General features: G+C 71.6%; 26 protein-coding genes. 14 read left to right on the top strand and 12 right to left on the bottom strand.

Features of this window, described 5'->3' with window-relative positions:
• Positions 1–84 precede the first annotated feature (84 nt).
• The 4 genes from J8M50_RS07300 (at position 85) to J8M50_RS07285 (ending at position 3,242) form a co-directional block, all read left to right on the top strand.
• Positions 85–783, top strand: coding sequence for a hypothetical protein (locus tag J8M50_RS07300; RefSeq protein ID WP_010351393.1), 699 nt, complete (start codon positions 85–87; stop codon positions 781–783).
• Between the two features lie 82 nt (positions 784–865).
• Positions 866–1,396, top strand: a complete 531-nt coding sequence (locus J8M50_RS07295) for a hypothetical protein (RefSeq protein WP_010351392.1) — start codon at positions 866–868, stop codon at positions 1,394–1,396.
• A 77-nt stretch (positions 1,397–1,473) separates the two neighbouring features.
• On the top strand, positions 1,474–2,580 hold the full coding sequence (locus tag J8M50_RS07290; RefSeq protein ID WP_010351391.1) for a sensor histidine kinase: 1,107 nt from the start codon (positions 1,474–1,476) through the stop codon (positions 2,578–2,580).
• Positions 2,577–3,242 carry a response regulator gene (locus J8M50_RS07285; protein ID WP_010351390.1) on the top strand — a complete coding sequence of 222 codons (666 nt, stop codon included), beginning with the start codon at positions 2,577–2,579 and terminating at the stop codon, positions 3,240–3,242. The genes J8M50_RS07290 and J8M50_RS07285 overlap by 4 nt, the downstream gene beginning before the upstream one ends.
• On the opposite strand, the gene J8M50_RS07280 is transcribed toward J8M50_RS07285, so the two are convergent.
• From J8M50_RS07280 to J8M50_RS07255, 6 genes are all read right to left on the bottom strand, one after another.
• The gene (locus J8M50_RS07280; protein WP_010351389.1) at positions 3,163–3,885 is read right to left on the bottom strand and encodes a hypothetical protein; all 723 of its coding nucleotides are present in this window, start codon (positions 3,883–3,885) and stop codon (positions 3,163–3,165) included. The genes J8M50_RS07285 and J8M50_RS07280 overlap by 80 nt on opposite strands.
• Positions 3,870–5,462 (bottom strand): hypothetical protein, encoded by a 1,593-nt coding sequence (locus J8M50_RS07275; protein ID WP_063870998.1) that lies wholly within the window; start codon positions 5,460–5,462, stop codon positions 3,870–3,872. The genes J8M50_RS07280 and J8M50_RS07275 overlap by 16 nt, the downstream gene beginning before the upstream one ends.
• Positions 5,459–6,313, bottom strand: coding sequence for an ABC transporter ATP-binding protein (locus tag J8M50_RS07270; RefSeq protein ID WP_010351387.1), 855 nt, complete (start codon positions 6,311–6,313; stop codon positions 5,459–5,461). The genes J8M50_RS07275 and J8M50_RS07270 overlap by 4 nt, the downstream gene beginning before the upstream one ends.
• Complete coding sequence (locus J8M50_RS07265; RefSeq protein WP_010351386.1) at positions 6,314–7,255, bottom strand: zf-HC2 domain-containing protein; 942 nt, start codon at positions 7,253–7,255, stop codon at positions 6,314–6,316. It lies immediately after the preceding gene.
• Positions 7,252–7,806 (bottom strand): RNA polymerase sigma factor, encoded by a 555-nt coding sequence (locus J8M50_RS07260; RefSeq protein ID WP_010351385.1) that lies wholly within the window; start codon positions 7,804–7,806, stop codon positions 7,252–7,254. Before J8M50_RS07260 ends, J8M50_RS07265 begins: the two co-directional genes overlap by 4 nt.
• A gap of 76 nt (positions 7,807–7,882) precedes the next feature.
• On the bottom strand, positions 7,883–8,596 hold the full coding sequence (locus J8M50_RS07255; RefSeq protein ID WP_029183522.1) for an HNH endonuclease family protein: 714 nt from the start codon (positions 8,594–8,596) through the stop codon (positions 7,883–7,885).
• 206 nt (positions 8,597–8,802) lie between these two features.
• Between J8M50_RS07255 and J8M50_RS07250 the strand changes: the two genes are divergently transcribed.
• The 3 genes from J8M50_RS07250 to J8M50_RS07240 all read left to right on the top strand — a co-directional run bounded on the left by J8M50_RS07250 (position 8,803) and on the right by J8M50_RS07240 (position 10,082).
• Complete coding sequence (locus J8M50_RS07250; RefSeq protein WP_029183521.1) at positions 8,803–8,988, top strand: antitoxin; 186 nt, start codon at positions 8,803–8,805, stop codon at positions 8,986–8,988.
• Positions 8,989–9,177: 189 nt separating this feature from the next.
• A complete protein-coding gene (locus J8M50_RS07245) occupies positions 9,178–9,555 on the top strand; it encodes a GNAT family N-acetyltransferase (RefSeq protein ID WP_010351382.1) in 378 nt (125 codons plus the stop codon).
• Positions 9,556–9,563: 8 nt separating this feature from the next.
• Positions 9,564–10,082 carry a hypothetical protein gene (locus tag J8M50_RS07240; RefSeq protein ID WP_040835568.1) on the top strand — a complete coding sequence of 173 codons (519 nt, stop codon included), beginning with the start codon at positions 9,564–9,566 and terminating at the stop codon, positions 10,080–10,082.
• Positions 10,083–10,089: 7 nt separating this feature from the next.
• On the opposite strand, the gene J8M50_RS07235 is transcribed toward J8M50_RS07240, so the two are convergent.
• Positions 10,090–10,950: an alpha/beta hydrolase family protein gene (locus J8M50_RS07235; RefSeq protein ID WP_010351380.1), complete on the bottom strand. Its 861-nt coding sequence runs from the start codon at positions 10,948–10,950 to the stop codon at positions 10,090–10,092.
• Positions 10,951–11,111: 161 nt separating this feature from the next.
• Here J8M50_RS07235 and J8M50_RS07230 point away from each other — a divergent pair, with 161 nt between their 5' ends.
• Positions 11,112–11,687: a TetR/AcrR family transcriptional regulator gene (locus tag J8M50_RS07230; protein ID WP_010351379.1), complete on the top strand. Its 576-nt coding sequence runs from the start codon at positions 11,112–11,114 to the stop codon at positions 11,685–11,687.
• 26 nt (positions 11,688–11,713) lie between these two features.
• Here the strand turns inward: J8M50_RS07230 and J8M50_RS07225 are convergent, their stop codons facing one another.
• From J8M50_RS07225 to mfd, 4 genes are all read right to left on the bottom strand, one after another.
• On the bottom strand, positions 11,714–12,082 hold the full coding sequence (locus J8M50_RS07225) for a MerR family transcriptional regulator (protein ID WP_029183520.1): 369 nt from the start codon (positions 12,080–12,082) through the stop codon (positions 11,714–11,716).
• A gap of 38 nt (positions 12,083–12,120) precedes the next feature.
• The gene (locus J8M50_RS07220) at positions 12,121–12,867 is read right to left on the bottom strand and encodes an SDR family NAD(P)-dependent oxidoreductase (protein ID WP_010351377.1); all 747 of its coding nucleotides are present in this window, start codon (positions 12,865–12,867) and stop codon (positions 12,121–12,123) included.
• Positions 12,868–12,911: 44 nt separating this feature from the next.
• Complete coding sequence (locus J8M50_RS49655; RefSeq protein ID WP_010351376.1) at positions 12,912–14,918, bottom strand: choice-of-anchor D domain-containing protein; 2,007 nt, start codon at positions 14,916–14,918, stop codon at positions 12,912–12,914.
• 341 nt (positions 14,919–15,259) lie between these two features.
• The gene (mfd, locus tag J8M50_RS07210; protein WP_010351375.1) at positions 15,260–18,793 is read right to left on the bottom strand and encodes a transcription-repair coupling factor; all 3,534 of its coding nucleotides are present in this window, start codon (positions 18,791–18,793) and stop codon (positions 15,260–15,262) included.
• Positions 18,794–19,075: 282 nt separating this feature from the next.
• On the opposite strand from mfd, the gene J8M50_RS07205 reads away from it, so the two are divergent.
• From J8M50_RS07205 to J8M50_RS07180, 6 genes are all read left to right on the top strand, one after another.
• Positions 19,076–19,465 carry a RidA family protein gene (locus tag J8M50_RS07205; protein WP_010351374.1) on the top strand — a complete coding sequence of 130 codons (390 nt, stop codon included), beginning with the start codon at positions 19,076–19,078 and terminating at the stop codon, positions 19,463–19,465.
• A gap of 137 nt (positions 19,466–19,602) precedes the next feature.
• A complete protein-coding gene (locus J8M50_RS07200) occupies positions 19,603–20,091 on the top strand; it encodes a hemerythrin domain-containing protein (protein WP_010351373.1) in 489 nt (162 codons plus the stop codon).
• Positions 20,092–20,170: 79 nt separating this feature from the next.
• On the top strand, positions 20,171–20,722 hold the full coding sequence (locus J8M50_RS07195) for a DUF6879 family protein (RefSeq protein WP_178854997.1): 552 nt from the start codon (positions 20,171–20,173) through the stop codon (positions 20,720–20,722).
• A gap of 27 nt (positions 20,723–20,749) precedes the next feature.
• Positions 20,750–21,412 (top strand): helix-turn-helix domain-containing protein, encoded by a 663-nt coding sequence (locus J8M50_RS49650; protein ID WP_075661552.1) that lies wholly within the window; start codon positions 20,750–20,752, stop codon positions 21,410–21,412.
• On the top strand, positions 21,303–22,451 hold the full coding sequence (locus J8M50_RS07185; RefSeq protein ID WP_306044585.1) for a hypothetical protein: 1,149 nt from the start codon (positions 21,303–21,305) through the stop codon (positions 22,449–22,451). Before J8M50_RS49650 ends, J8M50_RS07185 begins: the two co-directional genes overlap by 110 nt.
• Before the next feature lie 30 nt (positions 22,452–22,481).
• Positions 22,482–23,186: a 2'-5' RNA ligase family protein gene (locus tag J8M50_RS07180; RefSeq protein ID WP_029183517.1), complete on the top strand. Its 705-nt coding sequence runs from the start codon at positions 22,482–22,484 to the stop codon at positions 23,184–23,186.
• On the opposite strand, the gene J8M50_RS50025 is transcribed toward J8M50_RS07180, so the two are convergent.
• Positions 23,067–23,618, bottom strand: coding sequence for an ATP-binding protein (locus tag J8M50_RS50025; RefSeq protein ID WP_075661551.1), 552 nt, complete (start codon positions 23,616–23,618; stop codon positions 23,067–23,069). The two genes, J8M50_RS07180 and J8M50_RS50025, sit on opposite strands and share 120 nt — an antisense overlap.
• Between the last annotated feature and the right edge of the window lie 98 nt (positions 23,619–23,716).

Below are 23,716 nucleotides of genomic sequence, written 5' to 3'. Positions count from 1 at the left end.
TGTCCTTTACCTTCTTATGATCAACCCTTCGGGCCTGGCGACCGTCAGGCCCACACGTTTGTGTACGACAGCTCAAGGACATCCATGCGCTCCCGCACCCTCAAGACGCTCGCCGTCGCCGCCGCCCTCCCCCTCGCCCTGGCGGCCTGCTCCTCGAACTCGGACTCGGACTCCGCTCCGGCCGCCGCTGCGAACAAGGCCAAGCCCGCCGACCCGAACAAGGGCATCCTGACCGGCGCCGCACTCAAGAAGGCGCTCGCGCCGGCGACGTACTTCGCGTCCGGCTTCGAGGTGGACCCGACGGCGACGCGGGACACGGGGGACACGTACAGAGCCCCGGAGACGACGGCGGCGAAGCCCGACTGCGCCGGTTTCGGCGGCACCGCGTGGATCGAGCTGACCGGCATCAAGGGCGTCTCGTTCGCGCAGGCGTCGTACATGAACAAGAACACGACCGCCGAGCTGGACCAGGAGATAGACGCGTACCGGGGCACGACGTCGGCGGACGTGATGACGGCGCTGAAGAAGGTCGTGGCCGCCTGCCCGAGCTACACGGACGCGGACACGAAGAGCAAGGTCAAGATCACCGGAACCGCCGGCCCCGCCCTCGGTGACGAGGCGTACACGATCACCCTCACGAGCGACGCCTGGGAGACCGGCACCACCCTGATCGCGTCCCGCGTGGGCACGAACGTCGTCAGTGTCCTCTCGACGGACGGCCCCTCCAACGGTGCCGGCGGCGCGAAGAAGCTGACGGAGAAGGTCGTGGCCGCCCTGAAGTAACCCTCGCAGCACGGGTTTCTCCACCCCGATCTCCACCCGTGGGTCCAGGTGTCGCGAGCCCCCTGACAGCAGGCTTGGGGGCATGACAACGACCGAGTGGATCACCGACATCGCCCTCCTTCTCGTCGTCTTCCGGCAGCTGCGGGAAGGCCGGCTGGACCTCAGGACCTTCCTGATCCCGCTGGGGATCGTGGCCTTCGTGGCCCACACGTACCTGGACTCCGTCCCCACCGCGGGCAACGACCTGGTCCTGGTCGGCGCGCTCGTGGGGGTGGGGGCCGTACTCGGCGTCGCCGGCGGCGTCTACACCCGGGTCAGGACGGCGGGCGGGCACATCCTGATCAAGGCGGGGGCGGTCTCCGCGATCCTGTGGGTGCTCGGCATGGGGGCCCGGATGGGCTTCCAGCTGTGGACCGAGCACGGCGGCGCCGACGACGTCGCCCGGTTCAGCCTCGCCCACCACATCACCAGCGACCAGGCGTGGGTGGCGGCCTTCGTCCTGATGGCGCTCACCGAGGTCGTCACCCGGCTGGCCACGATCTTCGTCCGCAGCCGGATGCTGACCGCCGGGCAGGCCGCCTCCGCCGCGGACCGGGTCGCGGTCCGGCCGTGAGCTATGGTCTGGCCGTGCCTCCCGCCGCCTCCCCCGCACAGGTCCCGTCCCGGCCGGTCCCGGGCCGGGACCCCCGGGTGCAGTGGGCCCTGACCGTGGCGGTCGTCGTCGGCGGAGCCCTGACGATCCGGCCGATGGGCGTCAGCGGGCAGGGACTGCTGGTCGCGGCCTTGTTCGTCCTGAACAGTGCGGCGCTGCTGGCCCGTGGCCTGCCGCAGGACAAGGTCCCGCCGCGTGCCGCCGTCGTCTGGCTGTCGCTGGGGGTCCTCGCGGCTGCCGCGCTGATCGGCGCCAGTCGCAGCGGGACCGGTTACCTCTTCGCCTTCTTCCTCTCCGGTCACATCGGGTACCGGCTGCCGGCCAGGCAGGCCGCCGTCCTGGCGCTGGCCTGCGGTCTGCTCTGCGGCGGCGTCCTGTACTTCGAGATCGGGCCCGGTCACCATCTGCTGCCCTGGGCCGTCGGGCTCACCACCGGCGCGCCGGTCCTGATCGGGATGCTCAACCGGGTCCAGCACCGGGCCGTGGCCGCCGCGCTGTCGGCGGCCGAGAGCGCGGAGCGCGCCGCCAGGGCCGAGGCGCGGACGGCCGTACTGACCGAGCGCGGCCGGATCGCCCGGGACGTGCACGACGTCCTCGCGCACACGCTGGCCGGGATCAACATGCAGCTGGAGCTGGCCGACGCACTGCTCGACACCGGCGACCTGGAGAAGGTCAGAGCGGCCAACGACAAGGCCCACAGCCTCGTCAAGGAGAGCCTGAAGCAGGCGCAGTGGACGGTGCACGCGCTCCGCGAGGACGCGCTGCCGCTGGTGGAGACCCTCACTGCGATGATCGAGTCGTCCGGCCACCGCGACGCCCTGACCGTCCACGGCGCCCCCGTGGAGGTACCGGCCCGGGTGACCCAGAATCTGCTGCGGATCGCCCAGGAGTCCCTGACCAACGCCGCGCGGCACGCGCCGGGGGGTGCGGTGCGGGTGGAGCTGGCCTTCGCGGCGTCCGCCACGGCGCTGACCGTCCGCAACCGGCCCGCCACCCGTACGGTGGACGCCGGGGCCGGCAGCGGAATGGGGCTGATCGGCATGCGCGAACGCGTCGCCCTGCTGGGCGGCACCCTCACCGCCGGACCGGTCACCGAGGGACCGGAGCGCGGCGGCTGGCAAGTGAAGGCGGAGATCCCCCGATGAGCGAACCCACCGAGAGTTCCCGGCCGTTGCGCGTGGTCGTCGCCGACGACCAGGCCACCATCCGCGAACCGCTCGCCGCGGTGCTGGGTCTGACCGAGGACATCGACGTCGTCGCGGCGGCCGGGGACGGCAACGGCGTCCTGGCCGCGGTCGCCGCCGGGCCGGTGGACGTCGTGCTGATGGACCTGCGGATGCCCGTGCTCGACGGGATCGAGACCACCCGCAGGCTGAGCGACGAACACCCCGAGGTGGCCGTCGTCGTCCTCACCACGTTCGCCGACGACGACTCGATCCTGGCCGCGCTCGGCGCGGGTGCCCGCGGCTATCTGACGAAGAACGCCGGACGCCAGGACATCGTCCGCGCGATCCGCGCCGCCGCGGCGGGCCAGTCCGTCCTCGACCGCGAGGTCCAGGACCGGCTGCTGGCCACCGTCCGCGCCAGGCCGACGGCGTCCGGACCTGAGCTGCCCGCGCATCTCACACCCCGCGAGCGCGAAGTGCTCACCCTGATCGGGCGGGGTCTGCCCAACCGGGCCATCGCCGAGAAGCTCTTCGTGAGCGAAGCGACCGTCAAGACCCATATCAACAACCTCTTCGCCAAGGCCGACATCCGGGACCGGGCCGACGCGGTACGCCGCGCCATCGCGGCGGGCCTGACCTGACCCCGGCGCCCGTCCGGTGAAACCGCTCCCGCAGCAGGACCCCCGACAGGACGACGAGGGCGACCAGCGCGAACGCCCACACCCTCCGGGACGCGTCCCAGGACTCGCCGTACGGCAGAGCGAACAGGCGCGGCCGGGCCGGGCTCAGGGCGAGGACGAGGAGCAGCAGGACGCTCCCGGGCGCGGCGAGCGCGCTGCCGCGTTCACCCCCGGTGATCCGCAGGCCGAGCGCGGCCAGCAGCAGCACGGCGGACGCGAGTACGGCCGTCTCCAGGAAGAACCCCGGCAGGGGAAGCCCGTCCGGGTACGCCGCTCCCCGGAGCAGGACCGCGCACACCGTCCAGGTCACGGCCACCGCCGCGCAGACGGGTACGAGGCGCAGGAGCCGGCGCAGCGCGACGGGGTACGGCAGGGTCGCCGTGATCCGCGCACCGGGATCGTCCAGGGCGAACGCGACGGGGAGCGCGCACAGGGCCGCCGTCAGCCTCAACAGCAGCGCGGCGACGCCGGGTTCGAGGTGGAGGGAGAGGGCCGGCGGCAGGGCGGCGACGGCGAGGGCGGCTCCCGCGCACAGGGCCAGGGGGAGTCTCGGCGCGAGGCGGAGCAGGTGCGGGACGAGGTGCGGGGTCAGTCGGTGTCGCATCGTGTGTCCTCCGCTCCCTGTTCGGCGTCCGGCGGGGCGGTGACGCCCAGCAGCCGCGCGGCCCGTCCGGTGCTGGTGCGTTCGTCGGCGAGGGCGGGCCAGGACGCCTTGAGGCGGTCGGCGACCTCGGGTGCGGGCAGGTCGAGCAGGTCGCGTACGACCTGGACCTCGGGGGCGCCGAAGCCGAGCGCCTGGGACGAGCCGAGTGTGTCGAGGGTGACGCCGTTGATGCTGCGCCGCTGGATCGAGCGCAGGGCGTCGGCGGTCTGCGGGGTGGCCTGCGCGGCGAGCCACAGGACCGTCACGGCGCGGGCCCGGCACAGCATCCCGCCGTCCGACGGGTCGTGTCCGGGGACGACCCGGTCGGCGAACCGCACCGCGAAGGCCAGCATCTCGTCGCCGCCGGTGTCGTCCGTGCCCCAGCCGGTGCCGACGGTCACGGCGCCGGGGGTGCCGTGCCGGTCGTCGTCCCGCGCCCATGCCTCCAGCGGGGGCATGCCGGCCACGCCGTCTTGGCCGGCACCATCGTGGTCGGCGCCGAGGAAGATCCGCTGCCGTACCGCGTACGGGCCCTCGGTGGCCGGGGCGCCGGTGAGGATGCCGTCGGTCACCCGCTGCCAGTCCCGGCTGCGTGCCAGGAACTCGGGGAACGCGCAGAACGTGACCCGGTCCGCGACCCGGCACCGCTGCCGGTCCCCGGGGTGGAGTTCGGCGTCCACCCTGCGCGCCACGACGTCGTCGGGGAGCGGCCGGTACTGGAGGACACCGGCGACGACCGCCGTCCCGGCCAGCACGACGAGGGCCACCCGCACCGGCGCCGCGCGCATCCCGGTGCGGACCAGCGCGAGCAGGGCCAGTACGCCGGTGACAGCGGCCAGGTAGACGAGGTGCTCGGCGACCGGGCGGTGCATCAGGTCGCCGGGCAGCGGCGCCGCGAACTCGTCCTCCACGCCGACCGGTCCCGCCCACTTCAGGCCCCGTACGCCGAGCGCCCCGCACAGGACCAGGACGCCGAGGAGCAGGACCGCGTACGGGCCCGCCGCCGCCGACGGGGTGAGGCGGGCCAGGGTCACTCCGGCGCAGCCCGCGAGCAGGACCACGGCCGGTCCGGTGGCGAGTTCGGCCGGGGAGGGGCTGCCGACGGCGGTGGGGCTCGCGGCGTACGCGGCGATGCGGGCCGTGGCCAGCAGGGCCGCCAGCGCTGCGGGCGGGAGGGCGGTGGTGAGGTGGGCGAGCGTGCGCCGCCACGGCGGCAGGCCGAGGACATCGGAGAGCGGCTGCGTGCCGCTGCGGTGCAGGCGCGTGGTGGTGAGGTTCGTCGCGACGAGCGCCCCTGCGGCCAGGAGCAGCAAGGGGAGTTGGGTGTACCGGTCCTCGTCCTGGAGCACGGGGTAGCGTCCGCGCGGTCCGCCGCCCCACGCCTCGTACGCCCACAGGGCCGCGTACAGGAGGACGGCCGTGAGGAAGGCCGGGTGGCCGAGGACGCGCGCGGATTCGAAGCGGACCAGGGCCCGTTGGGCGCGGGGGCTGTCGTGGGGAGCCTGAGGGCGGGGACGAGTCACTACGCCGGTGCTCATGCCGCCCCCGTCCGCTGCCCGTCGAGGAGCAGCAGGTAGCCGTCCTCGATGGTCGGTTCGACCAGGGACGCGCCCGGCGGCGGGTCCCCGATGTTGTGGAACGCGCCGACGCCCGTGCGCCACGCCGCGAGGGCGCCCGGCGTGCGTTCGGCGCTGCTCCAGACGCGGCCCTCGGCCAGGAGCGCCAGTTCGGCCGGGGTGCCCTCGAAGCGGACGGTGCCGTGGTCGAGGACGACGACCTTGTGGCAGAGGGCCGCGACGTCCTCCGTCTGGTGCGTGGAGAGCAGGACCGTCCGGTCCTCGCCGAACCCGGCGACGAGTTCACGGAACCGCAGCCGCTGTTCGGGGTCGAGGCCCGCGGTCGGCTCGTCCAGGATCAACAGCTCGGGGTCGCCTACGACGGCCGCGGCGAGGCCGACGCGCTGGCGCATGCCGCCCGACAGCCTGCGGATGCGCCGGCCCCGGTCGGCGGTGAGGCCGACCTCCTCCAGGACCCGGCGGGCCTCCGCGCGGCGGGTGTCGCGGTCGCCGATCTCCTTGAGGATCCCGACGTAGTCGACGAACTCGAACGCCGTGAAGTGGGCGGGCAGTCCGGGGTTCTGCGGGAGGTAGCCGAGCCTGCGGCGCAGGGCCTGCCGACCCGTGGGGGTCAGCGGGTCGAGGCCGAGGACGGACAACGCGCCCGCGTCGGGGCCGGTCGCCGTGGCGAGGACGCTCAGCAGCGTCGTCTTGCCCGCGCCGTTGGGTCCCAGCAGGCCCGTCACCCCGGGGCCCAGGGTCAGGGAGACGTCGTCCAGGGCTGTCCGGCGCCCGTAGCGCACGCTCACTCCGGTGACCGTGACCGATCGCATCTACGCCGCCCTCCTCGTCGTCGTCCGGCTCCGCGCCGTGGGTCTGTCGAATCCGTCGCGCAGGGCGACCAGCGCCCCCGCCGCCAGCAACGCGACGCCCGCCATGACGAGTTGGGTGCCCGGGAGCAGCATCCGGGTCGCCGCCGGGAGGTCCGTGTTGTACGTGGCGCCCAGGCACAGGGCCCAGGCCGCGAGCGTAAGGCCGATCGTCGGCAGCGCGTCCATCCGGCTCGACAGGGCCAGGCACAGGGCCGTCAGCATCAGCGACGGCACGAGCCAGCCGAGCCTGGCGAGGAACGGCAGCGGCAGGCCGGCCGCGCCCGCCGCGCCCAGGGCGAGGCTGAGGAGCTGCACCGCCGCCGCGCGCAGCAGGACGACCCGGAAGCCGCCCAGCGGGGACACCGCGAGCCATACGTACGCCGGGTCGAAGCGGCGGCCGGTGACCGTGACGACGCCGACGGCCGACAGGGCGGGCACCAGCGCGAAGTACAGCAGGGGCGCCGACGCCGACCCGCTCCAGCGCGCGGCGGCCACGGCGAGCAGGAGCAGCAGGGCCGCCCCGGCCCACCAGGACCGGCGCAGGCCCGGCATCGCCGCGCACAGGCGGGCGGCGTCCTCGGGAACGCCCACACGCAGGGCGCACCGCTCCAGGAGGCTGCGGTCCGGTTCGTCGACCGCGTGATCGACGCGCTGCCACAGGGCGGTCAGGCCGGGGTCGTCCGCCATGAGGGGGGCGAGCTGCTCTCGGCAGTCGGCGCACTGGTCGACGTGAGCTTCGACGGCGTCCCTGGCCGCTGCGGGGAGGGGGCGGTTCGCGTACGCGCGGAGCAGGGCGGTGGTCGGGTGGGACGGGTCTCCATCGGGGACGCCGGGGCGCGGGTCCGCCGGCCGTACGCCGTTCACCCGTCCCTCCCCCGCCTCCCGGTCCCGGCGCCCCGTCACGACGTCAGCCGTTCCCTGAGGAGCCTTCTGGCCCTGGATGCCCGGGACTTGACCGTTCCCGGCGGGATGTTCAGGCGTTCGGCGGTCTCCTGGACCGTCAGGCCTTCGAGCGCCGTCGCGCGGACGACCGCCCGCAGGTCGGCGGGGAGGTGCTCGACCGCGTCCAGCGCGCCGTCCCCCAGCTCCGTCATGAGCTGGTCCTCCGGGGACGCCGCGTGCCGTCCGGGCAGGCGGGCCAGGCGGCCCAGCAGCCGGCCCCGCCGCTCGTGCGCCCGCCGCGCGTCGATCAGGCGGTGGCTGCCCGCCCGCCACAGCCACCCGTTCACGTCGCCCACCCGGTCCCCCCGGCGCTCGCGGCGGCGCCAGACCTCCACGAAGACGTCCTGGACGACCTCGTCCACCAGCGCGTGGTCCGCGCACCGCTGCCGCAGCCGGCCTCTGAGCCAGGGCGCGAACCTGCGGAACAGCTCCTCGAACGCGTCCCGGTCGCCCTCGGCGACCGCATCCAGCAGTTCGGCATCACTGGGCACCCCCTTCCGTTCGGCCTCCACACTCCCTTCGTCGTAATGAGCACCGCTTCGGGTTCACGCCTGAGATGTGACCTGCATCACATCGATTTGAGAGGGTTCACTTACGTTTCGCGGTGAATCGTTCCGGCGCCTTCGTCGGATTCCCCCCGGTCGGCAGCTTCTGGTTCGAGCACCCCTTCAGCACCTTCTCCATCGCCGCCTTCTCCGCGTCGCTCACCCACAGCTCGTACTTCTTCTTCACCGCGACCTGCGCGGCGACGTACGCGCAGCGGTACGACGCGTTCGGCGGGAGCCAGGTCGCCGCGTCGCCGTCGCCCTTGGAGCGGTTCGTACTCGCGTCCACCGCAAGGAGGTTGAGGGGGTCGTTGGCGAGGGCGATGCGCTTGCCGGCGTCCCAGTACTTGGCGCCCTTCTGCCACGCGTCGGAGAGGGCGACGACATGGTCTATGTCGACCTGGCTCTTGCCGCGGCGGTACGTCACGTCCTTGCCGGAGTAGGGGTCCTTCTCCAGGACCCCGTACGAGACCTTGCAGTCGCCGCCGGTCAACTTCACGTCCGCCAGGTCCCGTTGGAGTATGTCGTCGCGCGTGTTGCAGCCGTTGGAGTCCGTGTCGGCCCACGCGGAGCCGAACGCGTCGCGGGAGTAACCGGTCTTCGGCGCGCGGCCCTTGACCGGCAGCGCCTCGGCCGCCGCGAGCGCGGCGCCGCTCTGGGGGCCGGACGCGCCGCCCCCGTCCTTCGTCTCGCTGCAACCCGCCAGTGCCGTGACCAGCACGGCGGCGATCGCCACCCCACCCCGAACACGCTTCACGCGCGCCCCTCCCGATGTCCTCTTGTGCCGTTCCGGTCACCCCGCACCGGACGTTTTCCCCGGTCAGGGCCGCGTACACGCTAGCGGGAGGGTGTGCGGGGTCACTCCGTGGGTGCGGCCGGGTCGCGCGGCCACCCCCTTCGGGTGGGCATTCGGAGCAACCCGGACATATGGTCGTGATGGATCACCTCCGGAAGGAGCCTTCGATGGGCCTCTTGGACAGGTTCAAGAGCAACAAGGCGATGCAGGACAAGGCCAAGGACATGTCCGACACCGCCGAGAAAATGATCAACGAGAAGACTGGCAACAAGTACGAGAGCCAGGTCGACCAGGCCCAGCAGAAGGCGGAGGAGGCACTGGGCATCAAACGCGACCAGCCGGAGCAGCAGTAGCGCACGCCTTGAGGCGACCGGGATACGCCGCTTCCACCTCCGACGGGGGGTGGGGGCGGCGGCCGGACGTGAGGAGGGGCGGACGGGTACGAGGCGGACTGGGCCAACACCCTGCCGGGCGAAGGCTGTTGAGGCGAACGCCGCGCCGGGCAACGGCCGTTGAGGCACCCCGCCCGTAAAGTCCCCGCCATGTACCCGGTCCTCCGACGCGGCGAGCACCTGGAACTCCGCGAGCTGCAACCCACCGACACGGACGCGGTGTTCGCGATCTACGGCAGCGAACTCGCCACCGCCCACCTGTCGTTCGAACCCCGCACGCGCAACGAGGTACGGGACCTGCTGTCCCGCGCCCGAACATCCGCCCGCACCGAGTACGTCCTCGCGATCACCGACGCCACCACCCTCATCGGCGTAGGCCGCCTGGCCACCGACCCCCACCAACCCCGCGCCGCCACCCTGGGTTTCACCCTGAACCCCACCTCCTGGGGCACCGGCCTCGGCACCGAAACCGCCCGCCTCCTCCTGGCCCCCGCCTTCGAGGACGCACGACCGGTGAACGCGGCATGATCCCCGCCATGGACCACCACCCGTACTCCCCCTCCTGGCTGGCCAGTTGGCGTGACGACATCACGCACACCGTCGACACCCTGCTCCCGGCGTTCGAGGAGACGTACGGCTATCCGCCGGGCCGGAACGAGATCCGCCCCGCCACCGGGGAAGACCTCCGCGCCGCCCGCGAGTACGCCCAAGAGCCCCTGGTGTTCGGCGAGTTGCGGATGTTCTACGAGTCGTTCGCGGAAGTGTCCCTGCCGGACATCGGCAACGGTTTCTTCATCCACCCGGCCCACGCGGTCCTGGCCCAACTCGCGACGGAAGGGCCGGTCTTCGCCTCAGGAGCCGACGACCCCCACGGAATGGTGATCGCCTCGAACGGCGGAGGAGCGCTGTACGTCGCCGACCGGGGCGGAGCGATCCACCGCCCCACGCTCCAGGGCGAGTTCGTCGAAGTCGCCGGCTCCTTCCCGAAGTTCCTCGACCAGGTCCGCCGTCACGTCGTCCGCTTCGCGGAATCGGGATCGGTCAACGGCCTCTGACAGCAAGCTACTTCCACTCCAGCTTCCCCAACTCCCCCGGCTCCTCGGCCCACATCTCCCCCGACACCCCCAACGCGCCGCGCAGGAACCCCGTACTCACCCGCTGGATCATCGCGACCCGCGCCGGACTCTCGTCCGTCGTCTCCGCGACCTCATACCCGACGATCCCGCCGAGCGAGTGCTCACCCCCGAACACCGTCAACAGCCCTTTGGGGCCAGGGCTGTGGACGTACGGATCAGTGAACCAGTCGGGCCCCCGCGTGGACAGGTGGGACTGGTCACGGTCGCCCGCGACGACGAGCACCGGCGGAGTCATCGTCGCGAACGAGGGCCGCATGAAGGGGAATTGCTCGGCGGCGAAGGGGGTCAGGTCGTCGCCGAGGCCGGCCGTCGCGAGCAGGACGCCCGCCTTGACGCGGGGGTCGGAGAAGTCCTCGCCGAGGACCCGCGCGCCGAGCAGCGTACCGACCGTCTGCCCACCCCAGGAGTGCCCGGCGACGGCGATGCGGGAGGGGTCGACGCGGCCGGACAGGCCCGGTACGGCGGCGATCAGGACGTCGAGGGAGTCCAGTACGCGCACGACGTCCTCGATGCGGAAGCGCCAGATCCGCGGCGTACGGGGGTCGTCCGCAGGGATGCTGAGGGTCCGGGAGTCGAGGTGGGTCGGCTGGAGGACGACGAACCCGTGGGCGGCCCAGTGATCGGCGAGGGGCGCGTACCCGTCGAGGGACCAGCCGTAGCCGTGGGAGAGGACGAGGACAGGCAGGTCGGTCCCCAACAGCGGCGCGGAGACGCGGACTTGGAGATCTTCACCCCGCGAGGGGGCCGGCAGGAGGACGGGTTTCACGGACACGATCGACGCGGGCATGGCTGTGCCATCCGTTCGCAGCTCGGGGGACGGCTCCGCACGACCGCGCGACGGCATGACAGCCCGCCCCCGGTCTGCCATGATAGGCAAAGCGGAACCCTGTTCCACTTACGATACGGAACACGGTTCCGCTTAGCAAGGCCGACCCGAGGAGCACCCCCGTGCCCGCCGACACCCCGTCCACCCCCCGCCGCAAAGACGCCCGCCGCAACCAGCAGACCCTCCTGGACGCCGCCGCCGCCGTCTTCGTCACCTCCGGCGTGGACGCCCCCGTCCGCGAGATCGCCACGCGCGCCGGCGTCGGCACCGGCACGGTCTACCGCCACTTCCCCACCCGCGCGGACCTGGTCATCGCGGTCTACCGCCACCAGGTCGACACCTGCGCCGAGGCGGGCCCCACGCTGCTGGCCACGACCCCCACCCCGTACGCGGCCCTCGCCGCATGGACCGACCTCTTCGTCGACTTCCTGGTCACCAAGCACGGCCTGGCGACGGCGATGCAGTCGGACAGCACCTGCTACGGCACCCTCCACACGTACTTCCTGGACCGCCTCCTCCCCGTCTGCACCGACCTCCTGACCGCCGCGACCGCCTCCGGCGAGATCACCCCCGGCCTGGACGCCTACCAACTCCTGCGTGGCATCGGCAACTTGTGCGCGGGCGCGGAGAAAGACATCCGCTACGACGCACGCCGCCTGGTGTCACTGCTGGTCGCGGGGTTGCGACAGGCGCAGTAGGGGTACGCCGCACACGGCCCGCCTCGTCACCGACGCGGCGCAGCACCCCGTACAACCCCCCGCAGCACCCCCGCCAACCGCTCCCGCACCTCCACCTGCGCCGCGATCCGCGCATCCAGCACCGCCAGCCGCTCCGCCGCGACCCGCAACCCCCGTTCGGACGGCGGCGCGGTGGCGACGTCCCCGTCCAGGCAGGGCAGGAAGGCGTGGACGTCGTCGAGGGTGAGCCCGGCGGCGAGCAGGTGGCGGATGTTGCGGACGCGGACGACGGCCCGCTCGCCGTAGACGCGGTAGCCGTTGGCCGCGCGGTCGGCGGAGATCAGCCCGGCCTCCTCGTAGTGCCGCAGCGCGCGGGGGCTCGCCCCGGTCGCCTCGGCCAGTTCCCCGATCCGCATCGGCCCCACCTCCGGGACCACTGGTATCACGCGAGGACTCACCCGACGACCGCCCCGCCGTCGACGGACAGGACGACCCCGGTGACGAACGAGGCGCCGGGGGACGCGAGTTGGACGATCGCCCAGGCGATCTCCCCGGCCCGCCCCACCCTCCCCAGCGGCGTGTGCGTGATCTGCCACTCCCGCAGCGCGGCCAGCCGCTCCGGCGTCAGCCCCTGGTGTTCCCCGATGGGCGTGCCGACCGCGCCGGGCGCGACGGCCACCACCCGCACCCCGCGAGGCGCCAGTTCGACGGCCCAGCTCCGGGTGAGGGTGTCCAGCGCGCTTTTGGTCGCGGCGTAGACGGAGTTCCCGGCCCACCCGCGCTGTCCGACGGACGTGCTCACGTTGACGACGACCCCGCCGGCCGCCTCCAGCGACGGCAGCGCGGCGCTGGTCAGCAGGACGGGCGCGACGAGGTTGGTGGCGAGCTGCTCGGCGACCGCCTCCGGGGTGACGTCGCCGAGCGCCGAACTGCGCACGATCCCGGCGTTGTTGACGAGGACGTCCAGCCGCCCGTACCGCTCCAGGACGGTCCCCACGATCCGCTCGGGATCCTCCGTGACGTCCGCGACCAGCGGCTCGATCCCCTCGTACCCGTCCGCCGTCTCCCGCAGCGGCGCGGCGCGGCGGCCGATCGCGACGACCCGGTCCCCCTCGGCGGCGAAGGCGCGGGCGGTGGCCCGGCCGATACCGGTGCCGGCTCCGGTGACGACGACGGTCCTGTGTGTGGTGCTGGTGTCCATGCGGGTGATCGTCGGACCTTGACGCCGGTGGCAGGGTCAACCCCTCACCGGATGTCGGGCTTGAACACCGCCGTCACCTCGCTGTCCCGGTCCTGCGGCGGCGAGCAGGAACCGCTGCCGGTGCAGGCACCGAGCCACTCCGAGAACATGGTGCCTTTGGCGGCGGTCGGGATCAGCGAGTCCGGCGCCTCCACCGGATCGCAGTTGTGCCGATCGTCGGCGCCGGTGCACAACGGGTTCCCCCGGGGGTCGGAGACGGTGACCTGGTTGCGCCCACCCCCGGTCAGCGTGAGTGTCACGCTGGGGTACGCCGTTCCGGTGAGGTCGGCGGTGACCGTCCTGGCCGACGAGGTGACCGTGAGCTGTCCGCTGTCGGCTCCGATGCGGCCCGGCGAGAACTCGATGGTGATCGTGCAGGAGGCGCCCGCCGCGAGTTCGGTGCCGCAGTTGCCGTCGGCGTAGGAGAAGCCGTTGGAGCCGGGGATGGTGATCGACCCGAGAGTGACGGCGGTCGTACCCGTGTTGGCGAGAAGGAAACCCCTCAGGGGCGCGTCGACGGATGGGAAGCGCGAGGTCCGGCCGAAGTCCTGCGCGGACGGGGTGAGGCGCAGTCCCGCGCGCGCGAGGGGCGGCGGTTCGCTCCCGCCTCCGCCGCTGTCGCCCGGCGACACGGACTCCGACTCCGAGGGGGACACCGACTGCGACACAGGCGGCGACGTGCTCTCCGTATCCGAGACCGACGCCACCGGACCCGCCGACCCCACCGACGCGGAGCCGGAACTCCCCCCGCCACCCCCTTTGCCGACCACCTGCGCGACAGCCGTCCCCACCACCAGCACCCCCACCACCGCGGCAGCGACGACAGCGACCCGCCGCCCGCCGCCCCTGCCCGACGGCGCGCGAGGCGGCGTCGACGGCATCGGCGGCACCACCGGCCCGTCGAGCAGCGCCAGATTCGCCCGCGTCACCTCCGCGCCGGCGGTGTCGCCGAGCTGCGTACGGAGGTCCAGCGCGCGTTGCAGCATCCTGCGCGCGTGCTCCGTACGGTCGTGCAGGAAGTGCTGCACCCCCTGCTGATGCGTGAAGTACGCCTCGGACGCGACGTCCCCGGCCTCGCGCGCGGCGGTGATCCCCTGCGCGAGGGTGTTCTGCCAGGCCTGCCAGTGGCTCTGGATGAACAGAACGCGCTCCAGGACGGTGACGAGCCGGACGACGGTCTGCCACTCGCGACGTTCGGCGGCGACCCCGAGGAGCCCGATGGCGGCATCGAGCGCCCCGCGCGCGTCGGGCCCGGTCGGGTCACCGGAGGCGAGCCAGGTGACGAGGGAGCGTACGGCGGAGGCGAGCCCGATGTGGCGGTAGAGGATGTGCCGGTAGGGCTCGGCCTTGCAGACAGGCAGCCCGAACCGGTCGTCGCTCTGTTCGGCGAGCCCGCGCGCGGAGAGCGATTCGAAGGTCTGGGCGACGTACGCGACGTCGGCCATCTGCGCGAGCACCCCGGCGGGCAGCAGCGCGCCGCCGAGCAGCGTGAGCACGGCGAGCACCCGCTTGGCCTGCGGCGCGAGTGCGGAGACGCACAGTTCGTCGAGGACGCCGGGATCGCCCGCCGCGCGCGCGGTGACGTCGGCGAGCGTCATCCCGTCGTAGCGCACGAGCGCGGCGGCCTGCCGCAGGTGCAGCGGCTGCCCGCCGACGGCGGCCACGAGACGCCCTACGGCGGCCTGCTCGGGGCCGGACAGGGGGCGGCCGAGGTCCCGGGCCAGGAGGGCGGTCGCGGCGTCCTCGGAGAGCCCTTCGAGGGCGTGCGCCTCCGGGAGCGTGGGCGTCCCGGTGGCGAGCACCAGCACGCAGCCGCGCAACACCTGCTGGAGGTAGCCGAGTTGGGCGGCGGTGTACGTGACGTCGTCGAGGGCCACGGTCCCGTCGACGGCCCCCAGCGCCCGCGCGCACTCCTCGGTGGTGAACCTGACAGGCCCCTGCCAGACGTAGTAGGACCGCATGAGGTCCTGGAGGAGGTCCTCCAGCGCGGTCGCGCCCGCTCTGACGTACACGCTGTCCGGGACGCTGCGCAGGAGGGCCGTCCGGCCGCTGCCGCAGGGCCCGGTGAACTCGACCGTCTCGCGGGCGCGTACGCGGTCGAGTTCCCCCGATCGCCCGACCAGGTACGGCCGTTGGCGGCTCGGCGAGCGCGCGCGGGTACGGGGTCGTCACCGACGGCGGTACGCGCGTGAGGCGGGCGCCGTGACGGCCGGTCAGCGAGACGGAGAGGTTGCCGAAGACGACACTGTTCATTCCTCCCCCTGGGAATGAACGGGGCACCTGACAGGCGCCGGTGTCTCCACCATCGATCCGTCACCGGCGCCTGTCAAGAATGCCCCCTTTACTACCTTCTCTACGACCCGAGAACGGTTGCCAGGAACTCCCCGGTCCAGCCCAGGAGTTCACGCCCGACGAGCGGCTTCCCGCCGACCTTCGCGGTCTTCGGACGGGGTACGAGGACCTGGTGCGCACCCGCCTTGACGACCGTCCCCGGGTACAGCCGCTTGAGCCGCAGCTCCTGCGACTCCCGCAACTCCACGGGCGCGAACCGGATGTTGGTGCCCTGGAGGACGATCTCGCCGACCCCGCACGCGCGCGCCAGCATCCGCAGGCCCGCCACCAGCAGGAGGTTCTCGACGGGCTCCGGCAACTTGCCGTAGCGGTCGGTGAGTTCCTCGCGTACGGCCCTGATGTCGTCCTCGGAGTTGGCGGAGGCGATCGACCGGTACGCCTGGAGGCGCAGCCGCTCGCCCGGCGCGTAGTCGTGCGGGACGTGCGCGTCGACCGGCAGCTCGATCTTGACCTCCAGCGGCGGCTCCTCCTCGATCTCGCCGTTCTCCAGCTGCTTGCGGTAGTCCGCGACGGCCTCGCCAACCATGCGCACGTACAGGTCGAAGCCGACGCCCGCGATGTGCCCGGACTGCTCGCCGCCGAGCAGGTTGCCGGCGCCGCGGATCTCCAGGTCCTTCATCGCGACGTACATGCCCGCGCCCATCTCGGTGTGCTGGGCGATCGTCGCGAGGCGTTCGTGCGCGGTCTCCGTGAGGGGCTTCTCCGGCGGGTACAGGAAGTAGGCGTACCCGCGCTCGCGGCCACGCCCCACGCGCCCGCGCAGCTGGTGGAGCTGAGAGAGGCCGAAGGTGTCGCCGCGCTCCACGATGAGGGTGTTGGCATTGGAGATGTCGATGCCGGACTCGACGATCGTCGTCGACACCAGGACGTCGAACTTCTTCTCCCAGAAGTCGACGACGACCTGTTCCAGGGCCTGTTCGCCCATCTGCCCGTGCGCGGTGGCGATGCGGGCCTCGGGGACGATCTCGCGCAGGCGCGCGGCGGCCCGGTCGATGGACTCGACCCGGTTGTGGATGTAGAAGACCTGGCCCTCGCGCAGGAGTTCACGCCGGATCGCGGCGCCGATCTGCTTCTCCTCGTACGGCCCGACGAACGTCAGCACCGGGTGGCGCTCCTCGGGGGGCGTGGTGATCGTCGACATCTCGCGGATGCCGGTGACGGCCATCTCCAGCGTGCGCGGGATGGGCGTCGCCGACATCGTCAGCACGTCGACGTTCGCGCGCAGCTTCTTCAGCTGCTCCTTGTGCTCGACGCCGAAGCGCTGCTCCTCGTCGACGATGACGAGCCCGAGGTCCTTGAACTTCGTCTCCGACGCGAACAGCCGGTGCGTGCCGATGACGACGTCCACCGCGCCCTCACGCAGGCCCTCCAGAGTGGCCTTGGCCTCGGTGTCGGTCTGGAAGCGGGACAGCGCGCGGACGTTGACCGGGAACTGCGCGTACCGCTCGCTGAACGTCCCGAAGTGCTGCTGCACGAGCAGGGTCGTCGGCACGAGCACGGCGACCTGCTTGCCGTCCTGGACGGCCTTGAAGGCGGCCCGCACCGCGATCTCGGTCTTGCCGTAGCCGACGTCGCCGCAGACCAGGCGGTCCATCGGGACCGTCTTCTCCATGTCGTCCTTGACCTCGGCGATCGTGGTGAGCTGGTCCGGCGTCTCCGCGTACGGGAACGCGTCCTCCAGCTCGCGCTGCCAGGGCGTGTCCGCGCCGAACGCGTGTCCCGGCGCGGCCATGCGCGCGCTGTACAGCTTGATCAGGTCGGCGGCGATCTCCTTGACGGCCTTCTTCGCGCGCGCCTTGGTCTTCGTCCAGTCCGCGCCGCCGAGGCGGTGCAGGGTGGGCGCCTCGCCGCCGACGTACTTGGTGATCTGCTCCAGCTGGTCGGTCGGGATGTACAGGCGGTCGCCGGGCTGGCCGCGCTTGGCGGGCGCGTACTCGACGACGAGGTACTCGCGCGTGGCGCCCTGGACGGTGCGCTGGACCATCTCGACGTACCGGCCCACGCCGTGCTGCTCGTGGACGATGTGGTCGCCGGCCTCCAGGGTCAGCGGGTCGACGCTCTTGCGTCTGCGCGCGGGCATGCGCGCGCCGTCCTTGCCGGCCGCCTTCTGACCCGAGAGGTCGGTCTCGGTGAGGACGGCGAGCCTGAGCGCGGGGTCGACGAAGCCGTAGTCGATCGAGCCGCACGCCACGTGCACGAGGGACGGCTGGATCGCGCCCAGGTCGATGTCGAGGCGGGCGGCGATGCCCTCGCCGCCGAGGACCTCGACCGTGCGCGAGGCGGTGCCGTGGCCCTCGGTGACGAACACCGTGCGCCAGCCGTCGGCCAGCCAGCCCTTGGTGTCGGCGAGGGCCTTCGCGGTGTCGCCGCGGTAGGTCTCGGGGGCGTGCATGGAGAGCTTCAGGGTGTCTGCGTCGAGCTCTTCGTCCGCCGCGAACGGGGAGACCGACCACCACATCATGTCCAGCTCGCGCGCGCGGTCCCGCACGTCGGCGATCGACCACAGGGAGGCCGCGCCGACGTCGATCGGGGCCTCGCCGCCGCCCGCCGTCGCCGCCCAGGACGCGTGCAGGAACTCCTGCGAGGTCGCCACGAGGTCCGACGCGCGCGTGCGCACGCGCTCCGGGTCGCAGACGACGGCCATCGCGCCCTTGGGCAGGACGTCGATCAGCAGCTCCATGTCGTCGACGAGGACCGGCGCGAGGGACTCCATGCCCTCGACGGCGATCCCTTCGGCGATCTTGTTCAGCAGCTCGCCGAGTTCGGGGTGGTCCTCGGCGAGCGCCTGCGCGCGCCTGCGGACGTCCGCCGTCAGCAGGAGTTCACGGCAGGGGGGTGCCCACAGGCCGTACTCGGCGACTTCGAGGGAGCGCTGGTCGGCGACCTTGAAGTACCGGATCTCCTCGACGTCGTCGCCCCAGAACTCGACGCGCAGGGGGTGTTCCTCGGTGGGCGGGAAGACGTCCAGGATGCCGCCGCGTACGGCGAACTCGCCGCGCTTCTCGACGAGTTCCACGCGCGCGTAGGCGGCGGCTGCGAGGGCCTCGACGATCTTGTTCAGGTCGGCGGTCTGGCCGGTCCTCAGCGCGACCGGCTCTAGGTCGCCGAGGCCCTTGACCTGCGGCTGGAGAACGGACCGCACGGGCGCGACGACCACCGACACCGGGCCCGTCTCCGGGTCGTCCGCGCTCGGGTGCGCCAGCCTGCGCAGGACGGCCAGCCGGCGCCCCACGGTGTCGCTGCGCGGGCTCAGGCGCTCGTGCGGGAGCGTCTCCCACGCGGGGTACTCCGCGACGCCGTCCGCCGGCAGCAGCGTGCGCAGGGCCGCCGCGAGGTCCTCCGCCTCCCGGCCGGTCGCCGTCACCGCCAGCACCGGCCGGCCGGACTCCCGCGCGAGCGCCGCGATCGCGAACGGGCGCGCCGCCGGGGGGCCGACCAGGTCGACGTGCGTGCGGTTGCCGTCCGAGGCCGCCTGGACAGCTTCGGACAGGGCCTTGTCCTTCAGAACGGCGTCTAGCAGACCGTGCAGGCTCATGGAATCTTTCCGGTGAGGGGTACGGGCGAACACCAACCACCCGACGCGTCTCACGGGCCGGGGGTCATCCAGCGTACGACCTGCCGCCGACATGCGCCGGGCCTGTGGACAACCGTCGGGGTGTGGACGCGGCCGTCACCCTCTGCCCTGGGCAGCGCACGGTGTCTTTGTTGACGCCGCGGACCTGACAACCGGCCTGACCTGCAAGGTCACCTCGGGGTTCCCGGGGCACCAAAAAGTGCGTTCTTCCACGTCAGAGCGGGTTTCCCTACGGTCACCGGTATGACGATCACCTTGCTGAACCCGAACGGCCTCCCTTCGATCGACGTCTACCACCAGGTGTCGACAACTTCCGGAACCCGCACCCTCTACCTCGCCGGCCAGGTCGCCTGGGACGCACCGGCCGACCTCGCGACCCAGGTGGAACAGGCGTACGTGAACGTCGGCACGGCCCTCACGGGTGCCGGCGGCGCCTTCACGGACGTAGCGAAGCTCACGGTGTACGTAGTCGACTGGACGCCCGACAAAATGCCGGCGCTACTGGAGGGAATCGCCCGGGGCACGGCCCGCCTAGGCGTCGACCACAGGCCGCCGGCGACGTTGATCGGGGTGGCGGCGCTGGACGTACCGGAGCACCTGGTGGAGATCGAGGCGGTCGCGGTACTGGACTGAAGAGCCACCCCGCGAAACCGGCGCCGTACGCGGGCTGTTGCCGTCCAGTCGGTCGCATGATCGGATAGCACCAGCATCGCGTGCTGGTGACGGCCCCCGTCAGGCATGGAGGTGTGGAACCGAAAGGGCCGCCACCCGTGGCTTCCCGCAGCGGCGACCGCGCAGTCGCCTTGAGCCGACAGCTCGCACAAGCGCACCAAGAACTGCGTCGCCAGATCGGCGAGATCAGAACGGGCATCGGGCACCGCCGGTCGGGCGACGACGTACTTCTCACCCACTGCCTGGCCTTCTGTACCGCGTTGACCTCGCACCATGAGGGCGAAGACGACGGAATGTTCTCCCAGTTGCTCCGGGAACGCCCCGATCTCGCCGCGACGGTCGCGAACCTTGTCGAGGACCATGGACTCATCGCCTCGATCCTGTCCCGCGTGAGGGAACTAGCTGACAGCGCCACCGCATCACACGGCCCGGACCTGGAAGCGATCGGGCGCGAGCTGGACGGACTGGCGGCGATCATGGAGTCCCACTTCAGCTACGAAGAGCGGACGATCAGCAAGGCACTCGACGCCGGAACAGCCGACCCTGACTGGCCCGACATGGTGTTCGGGTTCGGTTTGAGAACCTGACCACCGACATACCGTGAGGTGCTGAGGCCCGTCCGCTGTCTGTCCTGCGGTCCGTCGAATGCGGTCACCCTCTGAAGTCCTGGCAAGTTCAGATGGACATCCCGGGCCACGAGTCGGCGGTGGAAATCCCCCGACGTTTGAGGAACTGTTCCGCGACTGCCGAGAGTCGGCTGTCCACCTGGAGATGCGGGACGCCTACATGAAGTCGGACCCGGCCTTCACGGACTGGCAGGCCGGGACGGCGTTCGACCCCGCCGAGCGCTGGGCCGACTGGCACCGCCTCGTCACCGCCGCGACCTCGCGCGGCGTCGAGGTACGCCGGGCACGGATCGTCTCCACCCCGGTCAGCGAGTACATCCGCTTCGAGTACGACGTGACGGACGGCCTCAACATCGCGGCGGGTGAAGAGGTCCGCTGGCTGTCCCGCCGCAACGCCACCGACATCGCGCTCCCGGGGAACGACTTCTGGCTCTTCGACTCCCGCCTCGTCCTCGTCAACCACTTCGACGGCGAGGGAGAGAACATGGAGGTCGAACTCACGGACGCACCGGACGTCGTACAACTCTGCGACACGGCCTTCGAGTCCGTGTGGAAGCGGGCCACCCCGCACGCAGAGTTCCAGACGCCCTGACGGCCCGGACAAGATCTGCGCACCACCATGACCTCGTCGTCTTCAAGCCGGACCGAAGCCGGCCTCACCAAAAGGGCGTTGGCGGTCCGTCTGGGCTGGAACGAGTCGAAATGCTCGCGCTTCGAGAGCGGCACACGTCCGCCCTCGGAGCGCGATCTTCGTGAGTGGACGACCGCGCGCGGCATCGACGGCATGTACGTCGAGTGGCGCAAGATGGAGCGGACCGAGCTGAAGCAGGCCCAGGAGTCGGTCCTCCCCCTGGTTGATCCCCGGCCCCGTGCAGACGGCCTCGTACATCAGCGCTCTGCTCACCTCCATCCGCGACCGCCGTGGCCTCATCGACGATGTGCCGACGGCCGTCAGCCTGCACGCCATATACAGCCGCACCGTCGAGCCACATGTCGGTGTGCCAGACCTCGGCGCCGACAACGCGTCTTCAACCCGTTCGAGTCAACTTACCCAGGCACATTGCCTAGTTGGTTGTTGCATCGCCATGCTGTCGGAAGTCGGGGGGTGCCCGTGACGGGTGAGTACTGCGCCGGGAGGGACGGCCATGCCGCGGACGACGTTGTTTCGGCACCTGCTTCAGCAACGGCATCTGACGACGCACGACGCTTTCGCCACCCAGTACGGCCGGGCCGCCGTTCGGCTGGCAGAACTCGACCGCGACCCCCGTTTGGCGTCTCTTGAGGTCTCTCCACGCCAGTTCGACCGCTGGTACAGCGGGGAGTTACTCACCCTGCCCCGTCCTGATGCCTGCCGGGTGCTGGAACACATGCTCGGCAGGCCCGTCTCTGAACTGTTCGCCGCAGCACGCGAGATGCCTGCGAGCCTTCGGGAGTCGCCGAGCGTACTTCCACAACGCGAAGCCGACGAGAATCCGTTGGACATCGTCACCAGGACCCAACAACTCACAACAGGGAACGCCGACGGCGCGACGCTCGCCTTCATCAGTTCCTCCCTGAAGGAGATCGTCGAACGGTACGAACAGGACGGGCCGTACGTCCTTCGCCCTCAGGTCCGCCAGGTACGGAGGCTCACCCACACTCTTCTCGACGGCCACCAGCCTCCGGGCATCCGCCGTGAACTCTTCCGCCTCGCCGCCCGCGCGTCGGGCCTGCTCGGCTACATGGCCGTGAACACGGGAGACTTCGTGCTCGCGGAGGCGTACCGCGCTCCGCAGTACGTTCAGTCGATCCGCCTGCTCGTCAACGGCAGGGCTCGGGCGCTGGGAAAGACGGGAGACCGCCGGACTGCTGAGAAGGTCATCGGGCAGGCTCTCCACCTCTCCGACCTCCACGAGATCCCCGCCGGACTGACCCCCTGTATCGCTTTCGAGCCGTACGGCCGTGCCCGGACGCTGGCCAACGCCGTGACCTCGCACGTGGCGCTGCGCAACACCGCCCAGGTTCTGCGGGATGCCGAGCAGATCGACGATCTGGTGGAGCACTCGGCCTCCGCGTGGAGCCGTTCCCTCGTACGTCTCGATGTCGCCGCTGCGTTGTTGCAGCAGCGTGTACCCGAGGTCGATCACGCGATGTCACTGGGCCGTGAAGCCTTGCGGCTCTGTGCGGATAGGCCTATCAGCTCCGTCTACCAGCGTTCCCGTGACCTGCGTGCGCAGGCGGCGCCATGGTGTGATCGTCCGTCGGTACGCGATTATGGCGAGGAGTTCGGGATCTGGAGCTCGCAGCCGGCAACTTCGGCCATGGCGTCTGCCGCGTCGTAGGGGCCGGTGCGAATCGAAGGAGTACGACGGGTGTCCCTGCTCAGCACCGATCCCGCCGCCTTCCCCGCCGAGCCCCCTGCCGACCCGCTCGATCCGGCTGCCATCGCGGCCCACGACTGGGCGGCGTTCAGTACGCTCGACGAGCTGACCGACCACTGGTCGCGCCCCGGCTGGACGGACGGCAGCCGTGCGTACTACTGGATGCTCACTTTTCCTGACGACCGGCGCCTCGCGGCTCTCGCCGGGCACTGCCAGGAAGAACTGGCACCGCTCGGTCTCGACCCCGTCCCGCTGGACGGACTGCACATCACCCTCGCACGGGTGGGACCACCCGGCAACGTCACCTCCGGCCAGTTGAACAACTTGGCCCGGGACACGGAAAGTCTGCTGCCCACCGCGTTCTCCGTACGCGCCATGCCGCTGGCCGGCTCCCGAGGCGCCGTACGCCTGTCCCTCGGCCCCTGGGAACCCCTGCTCCGGCTCCACCACACGCTCGTCGAAACGGGGAGAGCCGCTGGCCTGGCCTCCGAGAAACCGACGTCCGCTTTCCGACCCCATCTGAGCCTCGCCTACAACAACCGCCGCCGCCCCGCTGTCCCCGTCATCCAGTCGGTGTCACGGCTTCGTGTGCTCCCGGCTGTCGAACTCTCCGTACCTGCCGTCCAGTTGGTCGAACTCCGCCGCGAGGGACGGACGTACCGCTGGGAGGTACGGAAGAACGTCCCGCTCGGGTAGCCCACCGGCGTCCAGGGGGAGAACCACGACAACCTCCTTGCCGATCGCGGTCGGCCGGACCAGCCATCCGGCGGTCAGCTCCTCGATGAGGAACAACCCGAGCCCGCTGTCCGTCAGTTCATCCGACGATGCCGTTGCCGACCGGGTCCGTACTGCTGACACGTCCCGTCCCGAGTCATGAACCCACAGCACTGCCGCGTTCCCGTACACCTCCAAGCACATGCAGTCCGGTCCACCGATCGTGTGCCTGACGGTATTGCCCACGAGCTCCGAGGCGACCAGTACGGCGTCCTCGACCCGTTCGGGTGAGGCGCGCCCGGCGAGGGCCTGACGTACGTGTCTGCGCGCGAGGCCCGAGGGCTTGGCGCGGCCGGCCAGATTCAACCAATGACGCCGTACCGGCGCCCGCTCGCAGAGGGGTTCTTCGTTCACCGCGTCCGTCGCCGTTCCTCGTTCCCGACAGCACTGGACTCGTCAGCTTCATCGGCGGCGAGCTGCGGCGGTACGCCGTCAGCTCTCGGTGAGACTTC

This window comes from Streptomyces acidiscabies, from assembly GCF_020010905.1.
Classification (GTDB): Bacteria; Actinomycetota; Actinomycetes; order Streptomycetales; family Streptomycetaceae; genus Streptomyces; species Streptomyces acidiscabies.
Note: the sequence above shows the minus strand (reverse complement) of the source record. Positions and strands in the feature narration are given on the sequence as shown.

Bases quoted from the DNA above. Each gene is read 5' to 3' on its own strand.
- J8M50_RS07300 (WP_010351393.1), top strand. From the start codon at position 85: ATGCGCTCCCGCACCCTCAAGACGCTCGCCGTCGCCGCCGCCCTCCCC.
- J8M50_RS07295 (WP_010351392.1), top strand. From the start codon at position 866: ATGACAACGACCGAGTGGATCACCGACATCGCCCTCCTTCTCGTCGTC.
- J8M50_RS07285 (WP_010351390.1), top strand. From the start codon at position 2,577: ATGAGCGAACCCACCGAGAGTTCCCGGCCGTTGCGCGTGGTCGTCGCC.
- J8M50_RS07280 (WP_010351389.1), bottom strand. From the start codon at position 3,885: ATGCGACACCGACTGACCCCGCACCTCGTCCCGCACCTGCTCCGCCTC.
- J8M50_RS07275 (WP_063870998.1), bottom strand. From the start codon at position 5,462: ATGAGCACCGGCGTAGTGACTCGTCCCCGCCCTCAGGCTCCCCACGAC.
- J8M50_RS07270 (WP_010351387.1), bottom strand. From the start codon at position 6,313: ATGCGATCGGTCACGGTCACCGGAGTGAGCGTGCGCTACGGGCGCCGG.
- J8M50_RS07250 (WP_029183521.1), top strand. From the start codon at position 8,803: ATGGGCCTCTTGGACAGGTTCAAGAGCAACAAGGCGATGCAGGACAAG.
- J8M50_RS07245 (WP_010351382.1), top strand. From the start codon at position 9,178: ATGTACCCGGTCCTCCGACGCGGCGAGCACCTGGAACTCCGCGAGCTG.
- J8M50_RS07240 (WP_040835568.1), top strand. From the start codon at position 9,564: ATGGACCACCACCCGTACTCCCCCTCCTGGCTGGCCAGTTGGCGTGAC.
- J8M50_RS07235 (WP_010351380.1), bottom strand. From the start codon at position 10,950: ATGCCCGCGTCGATCGTGTCCGTGAAACCCGTCCTCCTGCCGGCCCCC.
- J8M50_RS07225 (WP_029183520.1), bottom strand. From the start codon at position 12,082: ATGCGGATCGGGGAACTGGCCGAGGCGACCGGGGCGAGCCCCCGCGCG.
- J8M50_RS07220 (WP_010351377.1), bottom strand. From the start codon at position 12,867: ATGGACACCAGCACCACACACAGGACCGTCGTCGTCACCGGAGCCGGC.
- mfd (WP_010351375.1), bottom strand. From the start codon at position 18,793: ATGAGCCTGCACGGTCTGCTAGACGCCGTTCTGAAGGACAAGGCCCTG.
- J8M50_RS07205 (WP_010351374.1), top strand. From the start codon at position 19,076: ATGACGATCACCTTGCTGAACCCGAACGGCCTCCCTTCGATCGACGTC.
- J8M50_RS49650 (WP_075661552.1), top strand. From the start codon at position 20,750: ATGACCTCGTCGTCTTCAAGCCGGACCGAAGCCGGCCTCACCAAAAGG.